Genomic DNA, 13651 nt, shown 5'->3' on the forward strand with positions numbered 1-13651 from the left:
GCCTATTCATATGCATGATATGCCTAAATCTACGTGGGCGGAAGAGACCGCGCTGGGCGGTTCGCCTCCTCATCCACCGCACTGGCGGAAAGCGAAAGTCCTTCCGGCCGTGTAGGGCTCGTGGACGACGACCTCGACCGTCGCGCCGACGGCCGGCGCTCCGACCAGGAGGCCGATGACGCGCAGCCCCTGCTCGAACTCGGCGACGCCGACGGCATACGGCGCCTCGACCTTCGAGCCTGGCGGCTGAGCGAGCACTGCGGTGCTCACGGTGAGCCGGGCCGGCCCACGCAGCTCCGCCGGGTCGGCTGGACTGCCGCACGCGGGGCAGGTAGCCCTTCGGGGGAACTCGGACCGGCCGCAGGCCGGACAGGTCGACCCGAGCAGGGCCGTCGAGTCGCCCGGCTCGCCGGAAAGGAACAGGTCGACGCTCATCGGTGCACCACCACGACGCTGGAGTTGTGACCGGCGCCCATGACGTGGCCGAGGCCGACGCGGGCGCCCTGGACCTGGCGGGCGCCGCCGCGTCCGCGGACCTGCTCGACGAGCTCGTGGACCTGGCCCAGGCCAGAGGCGCCGAGCGGCTCGCCCTTGGAGAGGAGACCGCCGGAGACGTTGACCGGGATGCGCCCGCCGAGCGCGGTCGCGCCGCTGCGCAGCAGGGCGGCCTCCTCGCCAGGCGGGCAGAGCCCCAGGTCGGAATAGGCGACGAGCTCGGAGCCGGCGTCGGTGTCCTGGCACTCGACGAGGTCGACGTCGTCGATGCCGATCCCCGCCTCCTCGAGGGCGAGGCGCGCCGCCCGCGCACTGAGGCTCGTGCGGTTCGACTGGTATGCCGGCGCAGGGACGAACCAGTCGTCCGCCGAGCGCGAGACGAGCCCGAGCCCGGCGAGGACGACGGGGTCGGCGACCGAACGCCGCTCGGCCTCGCGACGGCTCATGAGGACGACCGCCGCCGCTCCCTCGTTCGGCGCGCAGAGCATGAGGAGAGTCAGCGGTGGGCAGATCGCCTTGCTGCCCAGGACCTGCTCACGGGTCACCTCGGCTCGGTACATCGCGTTCGGGTTGTGCACCGCGTGCCGGTGGTTCTTCACCGAGACGTCGGCAAGGTCGTCGACGGTGACGTCGGTGGCGGTCATCAGCTCCTGGGCCTGGATCGCGAAGTAGAGCGGGTTGACCCCGAGCCCGTTCTCGATCTGCCACTGCTCGAAGCCCGAGCTCGCGATGAAGCCGCGGGGCGCCTTCTCGACGCCGATGCACAGCACGACGTCGGCGGCGCCCGACTCGACCATCTGCGCGGCCATGAACAGCGCCGACCCGCTCGAAGCGCACGCGGCCTCGACGTTGATGACGGGGACGCCGGTGCGCCCGATCCGGTCGACGATGTTGTGGCCCTTGGCCATCTCGGCGCCGACATTCGCCACGAGCACCATTCCGACGTCGGCGAGGGTCACCCCCGCGTCGGCCAACGCGTCACGCGCAGCGACCTCGCCCATCTCGCGGTACCCCACCGGGAACCTGCCGAAGGGGTGGATGCCCACCCCGGCGATGACGACGTTCTTCACAGCAGCACCACCTGACGGTCGGGGAGCACACGGCCGGCGAGCGCGAGTCGGCCAAGGGCCTCCTCCGCGTCCTCGCAGCCGACGAGGAGGGAGTCGAGCATGAGGGCTCGGCGCACGAAGCGGTGCAGGCCGAACTCCTCGGTGAAGCCCATCCCGCCGCACACCTGCTGGGCGGCGGCGACGGCGGTCTGCGCGGCGAACCCCGCGCTTGCCTTGAGAACGAGCACCTCGGTGTCGGGGTGGGTGTCGGGGTCGGTGTCGGGGTGGGTGTCGGCGCCGGGGATGGCTGCCAGCAGCTCGCGCGCCGCGGTCACCTGCACGTGGGCCTCGGCGAGCCGGTGCCTGACGGCCTGGAACGAGCCGATGGGTACGCCGAACTGGCGGCGGTCACGGACGTGGGCGCAGGCCAGGTCGAGGGCGCCCTCGGCCACGCCGACGAGCTCGTGCGCGACAAAACGGGCAACCCGAGAGATCAGCGTCGCGGCGTCGACGTCGAGCAGCTCGGTCGCGTGGAGCGGGACCGACCCCGTGACCCGGGTCAGGGAGAGGCCCGGGTCGAACCCGTCGGCCGCGGCGAGCGCGAGCAGTCCGAGGTCGACGCGCCGCGCCACGCCGTCGACGAGGAGGACAAGCCGGTCGGCGGACCGCAGGTCGCGGGCAGTCCCGTCGACCTCGATCCGATCGCCCGTGACCATGCACGCCGGACCCGAACCCCCGGGCACGTCGAGAACGAGCGCCGACCCGTCCGAACGCAGCACCGCCACGTCCATGAGCGGGCTCGACGCCAGGTGTCGGCCATGCGCCTCGGCGACGGCCCCGACGACGCCCGGGTCGTCCCACAGCTCGGCGAGCTCGGGGTCGCCCAGCTGGCCGACAAGCTGGTCGACGTGGCCCGCTGCGAGCAGCTCGTCGGCGAGAGCTCCGAACTCCGCAGCCTCCTCGCTCATCGCGCGCTCCGTGGCAGGCCGAGGACGCGGTCGGCGAGGATGTCGCGCTGGATGTCTGCCGCTCCGCCGAAGATCGTCGAAGCGCGGCTGTAGAACCACTCCTCCCGCAGCGTGGCCTCACTCGTCTCGCCGCCGAGCGCCATACCTGTCCAGCCGAGCCGGCGGCACGCGTCGAACACCGCCTGCTCGCACTCGCCGAGCAGGACCTTGTCGACCGAGATCTCAGGGCCCGGGTTCTCTCCCGCCGAGAGCCGGAGCACCGTCGTCCGCGACCGGGCACGGAGACCAGCGCAGAGCCGCTGGGCCCGGCCCAGGGCCGCGACTGCCGACGCCGAGGCGTGTGCCGGCGCCGCGGCCGCGGCCTGCCGGAGCCGCCGGTGGAGAACGGCCTGGCGGAGCCAGGCGTACATGCCGCGCTCGTACTGGAGCAGGTACATGGCCGCGGCCCAGCCACCACCGACGTCGCCGATGAGCCCGGACGCCGGGACCGTGACGTCGTCGAAGAACATCTCGGCGAACTCGTCGCGGCCGTTCGAGGCCGTGATCGCGCGGACGGTGACACCCGGTGCCGACAGGTCCACCCAGAGCATCGTCAGCCCGCGGTGGGCGCTGTCCGGCGCTCCGGTCCGCGCGAGAACCGCTGCGTGCGAAGCGAACTGGCCGAGCGTGGTCCAGATCTTCTGCCCGTTCAGGCGGAACGACCCGTCCCCCACGACCTCTGCACGCGTCCGAAGGCCCGCGAGGTCGCTGCCGGCATCGGGCTCCGAGAAGCCCTGCCCCCAGACCTGCTCGCCGGACAGGAACAGCGGAAGGTGCTCGCGCGCGATGGACGGTGCGAACGCGGCGAGCAGCGGGCCGAGCGTCTCGAGGATGACGTACGCCTCGGGGACCTCGACATCCGCCGCGGCCAGCTCGTCGTAGAGGACCGCCCGCAGGGCCACCGGCCCACCGAGCCCCCCGACCTCCTCCGGCCACCCCCACCGCGACCAGCCGGCCTCGTGGAGGAGCGCAAGGAGCCCACGATCGTGCTCGACGGCAGCATCGATCCCGCCGGGCGCCCGGTGTCGGTAGGGCGCGACCTCCTCGGTGTGCTCGTGCAGCCAGGATGCGAGCGCACGCGCGTGCGTCGCGACGCGGGTCAGGGTCACCGTCACTCCCCCCGCCTCCCCGCTGCAGCGAGCACGGCTTCGAGCTCGACACTGGCCTCGATGGCGGCCGGATAGCCGGCGTAGACGGTGAGCATTCGCATCACCTCGCGCAGCTCGTCGGGCGAGCGCCCGTCCTGCAAGGCGCCGTGGAGGTAGTTGCGCAGCTGGTTGCGACGGCCGAGGGCAGCCAACGCCGTGATCGCGACGAGCATCCGGTCCTCGAAGGACAGGGCGTCGCCCGCCCACACGTCACCGAAGATGTGGTCGTCGGCCCAGCGAGCCAGCGTGGGGTCGAGCTCGACGAGCGCGGCCTGGAGGCGGTCGGCCTTGCGGCCCTGGGCGCGGCCGCGACGCTGCGGCCCGTGCTGGTCAGCGGCCATGGCGTGCCAGCGCCTCTCCGTAGAGCTCTCGCGCCTGGTCGACGAGGGCGGGGATGTGCTGCGTCGGCCAGAGGCCCGGCGCCGGCTCGACCTCGCGAAGGATGTCGCGGGCGATCGAGATCTTGTGGATCTCGCTCGGACCGTCCGCGAGGCCGACGTGGATGCCGTTGACGATCATGCTGACGAACGGCATCTCGTGCGTGATCCCGAGGGCACCGTGGATCTGCAGCGCCTTCGTCGCGACCTCCACGAGGCCACGCGACGCGAGGATCTTCGCCGCCGCGATGTCCTTGCGGACGGCGCGGTAGTCCTGGAGCCGATCGATCTTCCATGCGGTCTGGAGCACGAAGAGCCGGACCTGCTCGATCGTCATCCAGCACTCGGCGACCATGTCCTGGACCATCTGCTTCTGGGCCAGCAGCTCACCCTGGGTGTATCGCGAGTTGACCCGTTCGGTCAGCATCTCGAATGCCGCCTTCATGTGTCCGACGCTGCGCATCGCGTGGTGGACGCGCCCGCCCGAGAGGCGGGTCTGCGCGACCTTGAAGCCCTCGCCGACACCGCCGAGCAGGTGGTCCTTCGGGATCCGGACGTCGGTGTAGCGGATGTACGAGTGGTCGCCACCGCCCTCGCCCTCGACCCAGCCGGACACGCCGACGTGGCGCACGATCTCGACGCCAGGCGTGTCCTTGGGGACGAGGAACATCGACATCCGCTCGAGGATGGGCGCTTCGGGGTCGGTGACCGCGAGGAGGACCAGCACCTCGGCCCAGCGGCCGTTGGACGAGAACCACTTCTCGCCGTTGATGACCCACTCGTCGCCGTCCAGGACGGCACGCGTCGTGAATGTCTTCGGGTCGGATCCGCCCTGCGGCTCGGTCATCGAGAAGGCACTGAAGACGGTGCCGTCGAGCAGTGGCTGCAGGTAGCGGTCCTTCTGCGCAGGTGTCCCATAGTGCGCGATGATCTCGGCGTTTCCGGTGTCGGGCGCGGCCGTGCCGAAGACGATCGGCCCCACGGTGGGACCCGGGCCGGAGCGCCCCAGGATCTCGTTGAGGAGTGCCAGCTTCACCTGACCGAAGCCCGGACCGCCCAGCTCTGGCCCGAGGTGCGTGGCCCACAGGCCATGAGCCTTGACCTCGGCCTGGAGCGGGGGGACGAGCTCCTGCCGGACGGGGTCGTGGAGGTCGAGAGGGTGGTTGATGACGTACTGGAGCGGCTCCACCCGCGTGCGCATGAGCTCATCCGCCCAGTCCAGCTTCTCCTGGTAGTCCGGGTCGGTCTCGAAGCTCCACATGAGCACTCTCCTGCGAGTCGGGTACGTTGACTATTATGCGCATAATCCCTAGAGTTTAACAACCGACCGACCACGGGCGGGACCGGCAGGAGCACGGCGCCGGGAGCGTCGACGACAGGAGCCGGACGTGCGCGCGATCGTCCTCGGTTCCAGGACCCCGTGACGCGGTAGGCGCCGGATGACGACCGTGACGACCGGGGTCCGGGCCGGCCCGCTGGCACCGCTGGCGGGCCGGACCTTCCTGTGGTTCTGGCTCGCCTTCACGGTGTCGACGATCGGCATCTCGAGCCAGGCCCTCGGCGCTCAGTGGTTCCTCGTCCGTGACGCCTCGAGCGCTGGGCTCGTCGCCCTGGTCCAGGCCGCGATGACCTTCCCGCTCGCCATCCTGTCGCTGCCCGCGGGCGTGCTCGCGGACCGCTTCGACCGACGCACCCTGCTCATCGCCGTGCAGATCGCCGGTCTGGTCGCCGGGGCGGTCCTCACCTGGCTGTCGTGGACCGGCGCGCTCGGCGCGACGACGCTGCTCGTTCTCACCCTCGCGCTCGGCTCGGTCTACGCCCTGACCCTCACGCCGTTCCAGGCCGTCGTCCCGGACGTCGTCAAGCGGCACCACCTCCACGAGGCGGCCGCGCTCGTGTCGATCGCCGCGAACACGGCGCGCGTCGTCGGCCCGGCCCTCGCCGGGCTGCTCGTGGCGCGGGTGGACATCCCGGCGGTGTTCGCTCTGAGCACCCTGACCAGCCTGTTCTTCGTCGTCGTCCTCGTGCGGTGGCCGGGCATCCGGAGCCATCGCGCCCGCCACGAGCGGTTCGTCCCGGCGATCCGCAGCGGGGTCCGGTACGTCCGCCACTCCCCGCAGGTCCTCAAGCTGATGCTCCGGGCCTTCTGGTTCACCGCGGGGATGATGGCGACCTTCGCACTGCTGCCCCTCGTCGCGACCGACCAGCTCCACGCCGCGGCCGACGTGTACGGCATCCTGTTCGCGTGCCTCGGCGCCGGTGCCGTGTGTGGCGGGTTCTCGATCGCGCCGCTGCGGGCCCGGCTCACCGAGAACTCGATCGTCGGGCTCGGCTTCCTCGTCGCCGCCTCGATGGTCGGGCTGTTGCCGCTCCTGCCTGGGCAACCGGCAGCGATGGCCTGCCTGTTCGTCGCGGGCTGGGCGTGGACGATCTGCCTGAGCACGATGGCCGGGAACCTCCAGATCTACCTACCAGCGTGGGTGCGCGCCCGCGGGCTGGCCATCTACGCCATCGCCCTCTTCAGCGGCCAGGCCGCCGGGTCGGTCGTGCTCGGTGCGCTGGTCGACGAGATCGGGTTGCCGCGGACGCTGTGGATCGCGGCGGCATTCCTGCTCCTTGGCGTGTCTCTCACCCGCTGGCTTCCGTTCGTCCAGCTCGACGACGTCGACCGCACTCCGACGGCGTACTGGCACGAGCCGGTGCTCGTCGTGCCCACGGAGGAGATCGGCGGCGAGGTCGTCGTCGCCGTCGAGTACTGGGTCGACCCCGAGGACGAGCAGCAGTTCCGCGCGGGGATGCGCGCCGTGCGCCGGGTCCGGATGCGGACCGGCGCCACCCGCTGGCGGCTCCTTCGGGACGCCGAGGCGCACCGTCGCTACGTCGAGGAGTTCACGGTCTCTTCCTGGGACGAGCACGAACGACAGCTGCACCAGCGGCTCGTCGCGTCCGACACGATCTCCGAGTCGGTCGTCACGGCCCTCTCCGACCCGCCGCCGCGGGTCATCCACCTCTTCCGCATCGGCCTGGGTGGCTGAGCGTATGCCGGAAGGAGCCCCGATGCTCGAACCGCTGGGCCCTAGGACGATCTCGCTCGGGCTCTCGGCCCGGCAGGGGTCCGGCCGCGAGGTCGTCGACGGACTCGCGGCCGACGCCGCCGCCGCAGTGGCCGCCGGGTTCGACGGCGTGACCCTGAGCGAGCACCACGGCGGCTTCCCCCACTACGTCCCGAGCCCGCTGCTGCTGTCCGGCCTCCTGCTCTCGAGGATGCCGCACGGGTTCGCCTGTGCTGCACCCATGGTGCTGCCGCTGAGGACGCCCGTAACCGTCGCCGAGGACCTCGCCTGGCTCGACGCGGCGTACCCCGACCGGGTCGGGGCCGGCTTCGTTCCCGGCTACCAGCAGGGGGACTTCGAGGCCGTCGGCCTGCCTTTCGACACTCGGCGGGTCGTGTTCTGGGAGGGCCTCGCAGCGGTGGCCGGCGCCCTGGGGCGGACAGAGGCTCCATCGCCCATCGCCGACGACCCGGCGGTCGCCGGCCTGCACCATCGCTCGGTCCCCCTGCTCGCGGGCGTCGGCGGACCGGTCGGCGTCCGGAAGGCTGCGCGACTCGGAGCCGGCCTGCTCGTCACCAGCCTGCGCCCCGCGACCGAGGCAGCCGAGCTGGTCCGCATGTATCGGGAGTCCGGCGGGACGGCGTCCGTCGTCCTCATCCGGCGTGTCCACGTGGGCGCGACCGCCGCAGGGTTCGAGACGAGCCTGGCCGACTGGAGCGGCCGGTCCACGGGCGCCGACTGGCTCCGTCCGGATGACGAGGCCTTGGCCACCGGGTCACCCGAAGCGGTGGCAGCCGCCCTGGTCGAGGCCGTGCGGATCTCCGGCTGCTCGGCGCTCAACCTTCGCCTCGACACGTACACCCACGACGCCTCGCAGGTCCGCACACAGGTCGAGATCCTCGGGACCGAGGTCGTCCCCCGGGTCCGGGAGGCGCTCGGCTGGACCGAGACGCAAGCCCCCGCCGACGGCATACTATGAACATAGTGCCACCGATGGCACGTCTCACGAAGGGTGACCCGATGGACCCACTGCAGCTGCTCCTCGACGAGCGCGAGATCCGCCTCGTGCTGTACCGCCGAGCCCGGGCCACCGACTCCCGCGACCTCGAAGGCGCCCTGGCGTGCTATCACGAGGACTCGACGGAGGACCACGAGGGCTTCGACGGACCGATTCGGGAGTACCTCGCGACGGCTTCCCCGGTCTTCGTCGGCCAGAGCCCGGTCGACGTGAACTTCCACCTCATCGGGAACACCGACATCTCGATCGACGGCGACGACGCGCACTGCGAGTCGTACTTCATCTGCGCCCTCACGGCCACCGAGAACGGCACCAGCCGCGACTACCTCAACGCCGGCCGGTACCTCGACCACTTCACCCGCAAGGACGGTGTGTGGCGGATCCAGCACCGTCAGTGCGTCTACGAGTGGTCGCACGGCGCCGACGTCACCGACCGCTGGTGGACCCGTGACGCGCTCACCGCGCGGGCACGGCATACGGCCTGATCGCGCTCGGCGCGCAGGATGGCCCGGGGCCGACCACGTCAGCCCCGGGCCCTCCCGCGTCGTCGCACCCCAGGTCAGGCCGTGGCCGGGCTTCCCAGGAAGGTCTCGATGACATCGGGTCGCGCGAGCATCTCGGCCGGTGAACCGACCCCGACCTGCTTGCCGTAGCTGAGGACCAGCACGCGCGAGCAGTGCCGGGAGACGAAGTCGACGTCGTGGTCGACCAGCACGGTCGCCACCCCGCGCCCGGTGACCATCTCGATCGCCTGCGACACCTCGACCCGCTCATGGGTGATCGTCCCCGACGTCGGCTCGTCGAGCAGGAGCAGCTTCGGGCGGCCCAGCAGCGCGCGGGCGATGTCGACCCGCTTCTGGACGCCGTACGGCAGATCCGACAGCTCGGTCCGCGCCAGGTGGTCGAGGTTGAGCTCCTCCAGGAGCGTCATCGCCTGCGCCCGCTCGGCCTTCTCGAGACGCTCCATGTACGGCCACGCGAAGACCGACAGGAACACCGAGGCCTTCGCCTCGTGCATCCGGCCGAGCATGACGTACTCGAGGACCTTGAACTTGCGGAAGTGCTCCATGTTCTGGAAGGTCCGGCCGAGGCCGCGCGCCGAGATCCGGTGCGGCGCCGTGCTCGTGATCTCGTCGCCATCGAAGGTCACCCCACCGGCGGTGAGCCGGTACACGCCGCTGACGCAGTTGAGCAGAGCGGTCTTCCCGGCGCCGTTCGGCCCGATGATGCCGAAGGTCTCGCCGGGCTGGACGTCGAACGAGACGCGGTCGAGGGCCAGGATTCCGCCGAAGCGGAGCACCGCCGACTCGACGGACAGCACGGGGTTCTCGCTGCGTGGAGTCGTGGTCATCGGGAGACCTCCGCGGTCATCGTCACGTGGCTTGCCATCTCGTCCGACGTCCCGTCGGCGACGACTTCGCCACCCTCCATGAGGTACACGTGGTCGGCCAGATCGAGCGCGGCCGCCGCATTCTGCTCGACGAGCAGGATCGTCATGCCGTCGTCGCGCAGGCCCCGGATCACCCGGGCGACCTCCTGGATCATGACGGGTGCCAGGCCGAGCGTGAACTCGTCCACCATGAGCAGCCTCGGCTTGAGGACGGACGCGGTCGCGAGCGCCAGGAGCTGGCGCTCACCACCGGAGAGCAGGCCCGCCGGCTGCTGGAGCCGGTCCTTGAGCCGGTGGAAGTACGGCTTGTCGATGACCTCCTCGTAGCCGGAGGCCACCGCGAGCCTGAGGTGCTCGTGGACGGTGAGCGACGGGAAGATCTTGTCGCGCTCGGGCACGAGCACGAGCCCGAGCCCGGCGGTGCGCCCGGGCGACATCGAGCCGATGTCGGCGCCGTCGAAGGTCATCGAGCCGTTGACGCGCACCTGTTCGGTGGGCAGGAAGCCGCTCACGGCGCGCAGGGTGCTCGTCTTGCCGGCGCCGTTGCGGCCGAGGACCGCCACGATCGCGTTCCGCTCGACCCGCAGGGAGAGCCGGCTGACGGCCCGCGCTCCGGTCTCGTACATGACGTCTAGGTCCGTGACCTCGAGCAGGGCCGACCCCTCGCCGGTGGTATGCCGGGTCGGGCGGGCAGACGTGGGCCGCCGCTCCGCCGGCTCGCGCGAGGCCGCGCTGCGTCGTCGGACAAGCCGCTTGACCCGCGAGGTGATCGACGGGACGAGCCCGTCGGGCATGTAGAGGAGGACGACGAGCACGAGCAGGCCGTACAGCCCGTTGTTCACGTAGAAGATGTTCGAGGTGAGCCAGTCGCCGAAGGCGCCGGACGGGATGATCGACGTCAGGTAGGTCAGCAGGTACGGAAGCGAGACGACGACCACCGAGCCGACGAACGCGCCGGACATCGTCCCCATCCCGCCGAGGATGAGGATGATGATGAACACGACGGCGAACTCCAGGGTGAAGGAGTCGGCCGACACGATCTGGTTGTAGTAGGCGAAGAGCGAGCCGGACACGGCGATGATCGCCGAGCTCACCACGAAGGCCGACAGCTTCCAGCGAGCCGCGTTGACCCCGATCGCGGTCGCCGCCAGCTCGCTCTCGCGGATCGCGGTCCACATCCGGCCGGGTGCGTGTCGCGACACGGCGCGCACGACGAGGATCGTCAGGCCGAGGAAGGCCCCGAGGAGCAGGAGGAAGTCGCGCCCCGGGACGAAGGTGTAGCCGCCGATGGTCAGCGGGGGCACCATGACGCCCGACAGCTGACCCGTCTCCGACTGGTAGCGGTCACCCGCGAACACGACGAAGAACTGGAGGGCGAGCGTGGCCAGCGCGAGGTAGATGCCCTTGAGCCGCAGCGCCGGCAGCGCGATGAGCAGACCGAAGATGCCACCGACGACCGCGCTGAGGATGATCGGGACGGGAAAGGTCGCGAGCGTCTCGTTCTTCGACAGGATCGCCGTCGTGTAGGCACCCACCGCCATGAGCGCGGCGTTGCCGATGGAGACCAGCCCCGCCTGGCCCATGACGAGGTTGAGGCCGATGGCGCTGATCGCGTAGATGAGGACCGTGCCCGCGATCAGCTGGACGTAGGCGCTGGTGGCGCTGGCGAACAGCACGAGCCCGAGCGCACCGAGGATCCACGGGAGGAACGGCTCGAGGCGCCGGTATGCCGGGTGGCTCCGGAGCGCGACGAGGGGACCGCCGCCGCCCGGCGCGGGCGCCGGACGCTCCACGCGGGCAGCCGTGTTCGGGGTGACCACCTCTCGGGCCGAGGTGTCGTCGATCGAGGTCATAGCCGCACCGCCTGTCGGGAGCCGAAGAAGCCGCGGGGGCGGATGAACAGGACGAGGAGCATGATCGCGTAGGCCGTGACCTCCGACCACTCCCCACCGATGAAGTAGGCGGCACCGCTCTGGCAGAGGGCGAGCACGAAGCCGCCGGCGAGGACGCCACGCACCGAGTCGATGCCGCCGAGGAGGATCGCCGGGAACGCGAGCAGGCCCAGCGCGTGCATCCCGACCGGGTCGACCGAGAGCCGCATCGCGTAGGCGATGCCGGCGACTCCGGCGCAGAAGCTCGCGATGGCCCAGCCGATGGCCGACATCGTGTGGACGTTCACCTTCATGAGCGAGGCGAGGAGCGGCTGGTCGGCGACGGCGCGCATCTGGATGCCGATGCGGGTGCGGCGCAGGGCGATGTCCAGGACGACGACCACCACCACCGACAGGAGGATCGCGAAGGTGTCGACGCTCGAGAACTGCAGCGGGCCGATCGAGAACAGCGTCGAGCGCGAGAGCTGCTCCGGGAGGGTCCGGGTGCCCGGTCCCCAGATGATGAGCGAGATCGTCAGCAGCAGGACGCTGAGGCCGAGCGTGGCGATGACGAGAGTGAACTCTTCCGCCCCCACGAGACGGCGGAAGACCCCGAGGTAGATGATGCCGCCGAGGACGAACATCACCACGAGGGTTCCGATCATCGCGACCGGCCACGCGAGCTCGAAGTTCTGGCTCAGCGTGAAGAAGACGAAGCCGCCGATCAGCATCAGGCTTCCCTGCGCGAAGTTCAGGACGTGCGTCGCCTTGTACAGGATGACGAAGCCGATGCCGACGACGGCATACAAGCTGCCGAGCACCAGTGCCCCGACGAGGGCCTGGGCCAGTTCGTTGCTCATGTTCCTCCGTAGTGTCGTGCCGCCGAGCCCGGAGAGTGTGTACCTCTCCGGGCCCGGCGGGCGCTACCAGCGCTCGCGACCCGGACCCGTCAGCTGCCGGACCCGCCGGGCGTCTTCTCCAGTGCGGCCTTGAGCTTGCTCGTCGCCTCGTCCCAGACGTAGAAGCTCGCGAAGCGCGACCCCATGTGGTTGTCGGGCTGGTACTGGATGGGGCCGGCCGCGAACCCGCCGGTGTCGAGGTTCTGCTTGTCGAAGGCGGCCTGGAGCTGCTGGCCGCTGCACGGGAAGCCACAGGCCTTCAGGGCCTCGCCGATCGACAGCGCCTGGGCGTAGCCGGTGCTGACGAAGGGCTTGGTCGCGCTGAGGTTCGCTGCCTTGAGGGCGTTGCGGTACTGGTCGAGGCCGGGACCGTCACCTTCGCCGGTGACGGAGAAGTTCGACAGGACGTAGAAGTTCGGGTCCTTGAGCGGGACGATGCCGCCCTCGTACGTGCCACCGTCGTAGTCGATGAAGGGAGCATCGAGACCCGCAGCCTTGGCCGTCCGCATGTACGAGATGGCCAGGGGGTCATAGAGCGAGCCGACGACGACGTCGGGCTTGGACGCGATGACCTTCGCGGCCTGGGCGCTGACGTCGGTAGCGGTCAACGGCACCTGCTCGCTCGCGACGAGCTCCCAGCCCTTCTGCCTCACGAGGGACTCGAGGCTCTTCTGGAGCCCGATGCTCGAGGCCGAGGCGAAGATGATGACCGCGACGCGGGGCTTCGCCTTCTTCACGAGCTGCCCGGCCAGGGTGATCATCGGGAGCGCCTCTTCGCTCTGCAGCATACGAGCGGTGTACACGTACGGCTGCACCGGCTTGAGGAGGTCGTCGGAGAGCGCGCTGCAGTTGATCGGCACCTTGTTGGTGGCCGCGAGCACGGCCGCCGCGCCGCAGACGTTGCTGAGGAGGTAGCCGCCGACGGCCGAGACCCGCTTGGCGGTCATCAGCTGCGTCGTGTTCGCCGTGCCACGCGTGACGTCCGACGCGTCGTCGAGGTAGGTGACCTCGACCTTGTGGCCGTTGATGCCGCCCTTGCTGTTGACGTAGTCGAAGTAGGCCTTGAAGCCGTCCCGCTGACCGACGCCGTTGAGCGAGAACTTGCCGGACAGGTCCGAGTTGAACCCGACCTGGTACGGATCCGAGCCGCCGCTGCCGCCACCACCGTTGCCGGAGCTGCCACAGGCGGCCAGAGCCACCGCGGTGAAGGCCGCGATGCCCGCCGCGGCGAAACGCTTACCAAACATTATCGACCTCTCGTCTGGTGGGTCTTGGCATCGTTGCCAAGCGCTCCGAGGCCGCCGAGTCTAGTTGGCCGACAGGTAGTATTCAATAGGACTGTTA

13 protein-coding genes are annotated in these 13651 nt (G+C 70.4%); 3 read left to right on the plus strand and 10 right to left on the minus strand.

The window, feature by feature from the left end:
* Positions 1-69: 69 nt before the first annotated feature.
* The 6 genes from ACWEOW_RS22010 to ACWEOW_RS22035 are packed head-to-tail and all read right to left on the minus strand — an operon-like array spanning position 70 to position 5337.
* A complete protein-coding gene (locus ACWEOW_RS22010; protein ID WP_452271384.1) occupies positions 70-435 on the minus strand; it encodes a Zn-ribbon domain-containing OB-fold protein in 366 nt (121 codons plus the stop codon).
* A complete protein-coding gene (locus tag ACWEOW_RS22015) occupies positions 432-1565 on the minus strand; it encodes a thiolase family protein (protein ID WP_452271385.1) in 1134 nt (377 codons plus the stop codon). The genes ACWEOW_RS22010 and ACWEOW_RS22015 overlap by 4 nt, the downstream gene beginning before the upstream one ends.
* Entirely contained in the window at positions 1562-2512 is a 951-nt protein-coding gene (locus tag ACWEOW_RS22020; protein WP_452271386.1) for an acyl-CoA dehydrogenase family protein, read from the minus strand. The genes ACWEOW_RS22015 and ACWEOW_RS22020 overlap by 4 nt, the downstream gene beginning before the upstream one ends.
* Positions 2509-3660 carry an acyl-CoA dehydrogenase family protein gene (locus ACWEOW_RS22025; protein WP_452271387.1) on the minus strand — a complete coding sequence of 384 codons (1152 nt, stop codon included), beginning with the start codon at positions 3658-3660 and terminating at the stop codon, positions 2509-2511. The genes ACWEOW_RS22020 and ACWEOW_RS22025 overlap by 4 nt, the downstream gene beginning before the upstream one ends.
* A 2-nt stretch (positions 3661-3662) precedes the next feature.
* Positions 3663-4040, minus strand: coding sequence for a carboxymuconolactone decarboxylase family protein (locus tag ACWEOW_RS22030; protein WP_452271388.1), 378 nt, complete (start codon positions 4038-4040; stop codon positions 3663-3665).
* Positions 4030-5337 carry an acyl-CoA dehydrogenase family protein gene (locus tag ACWEOW_RS22035; protein WP_452271389.1) on the minus strand — a complete coding sequence of 436 codons (1308 nt, stop codon included), beginning with the start codon at positions 5335-5337 and terminating at the stop codon, positions 4030-4032. The genes ACWEOW_RS22030 and ACWEOW_RS22035 overlap by 11 nt, the downstream gene beginning before the upstream one ends.
* Before the next feature lie 178 nt (positions 5338-5515).
* On the opposite strand from ACWEOW_RS22035, the gene ACWEOW_RS22040 reads away from it, so the two are divergent.
* The 3 genes from ACWEOW_RS22040 to ACWEOW_RS22050 are packed head-to-tail and all read left to right on the plus strand — an operon-like array spanning position 5516 to position 8632.
* Complete coding sequence (locus ACWEOW_RS22040) at positions 5516-7111, plus strand: MFS transporter (RefSeq protein ID WP_452271390.1); 1596 nt, start codon at positions 5516-5518, stop codon at positions 7109-7111.
* Positions 7112-7133: 22 nt separating this feature from the next.
* On the plus strand, positions 7134-8108 hold the full coding sequence (locus ACWEOW_RS22045) for an LLM class flavin-dependent oxidoreductase (RefSeq protein WP_452271391.1): 975 nt from the start codon (positions 7134-7136) through the stop codon (positions 8106-8108).
* A gap of 14 nt (positions 8109-8122) precedes the next feature.
* A complete protein-coding gene (locus ACWEOW_RS22050; RefSeq protein WP_452271392.1) occupies positions 8123-8632 on the plus strand; it encodes a nuclear transport factor 2 family protein in 510 nt (169 codons plus the stop codon).
* Positions 8633-8706: 74 nt separating this feature from the next.
* Here ACWEOW_RS22050 and ACWEOW_RS22055 read toward each other — a convergent pair whose 3' ends face one another.
* From ACWEOW_RS22055 to ACWEOW_RS22070, 4 genes are all read right to left on the minus strand, one after another.
* Positions 8707-9498: an ABC transporter ATP-binding protein gene (locus ACWEOW_RS22055; RefSeq protein ID WP_452271393.1), complete on the minus strand. Its 792-nt coding sequence runs from the start codon at positions 9496-9498 to the stop codon at positions 8707-8709.
* On the minus strand, positions 9495-11390 hold the full coding sequence (locus ACWEOW_RS22060) for an ABC transporter permease subunit (RefSeq protein ID WP_452271394.1): 1896 nt from the start codon (positions 11388-11390) through the stop codon (positions 9495-9497). The genes ACWEOW_RS22055 and ACWEOW_RS22060 overlap by 4 nt, the downstream gene beginning before the upstream one ends.
* The gene (locus ACWEOW_RS22065) at positions 11387-12268 is read right to left on the minus strand and encodes a branched-chain amino acid ABC transporter permease (protein ID WP_452271395.1); all 882 of its coding nucleotides are present in this window, start codon (positions 12266-12268) and stop codon (positions 11387-11389) included. The genes ACWEOW_RS22060 and ACWEOW_RS22065 overlap by 4 nt, the downstream gene beginning before the upstream one ends.
* Positions 12269-12357: 89 nt before the next feature.
* Complete coding sequence (locus ACWEOW_RS22070; protein ID WP_452271396.1) at positions 12358-13554, minus strand: ABC transporter substrate-binding protein; 1197 nt, start codon at positions 13552-13554, stop codon at positions 12358-12360.
* Positions 13555-13651: the final 97 nt, after the last annotated feature.

This window comes from Monashia sp. NPDC004114, assembly GCF_053603855.1.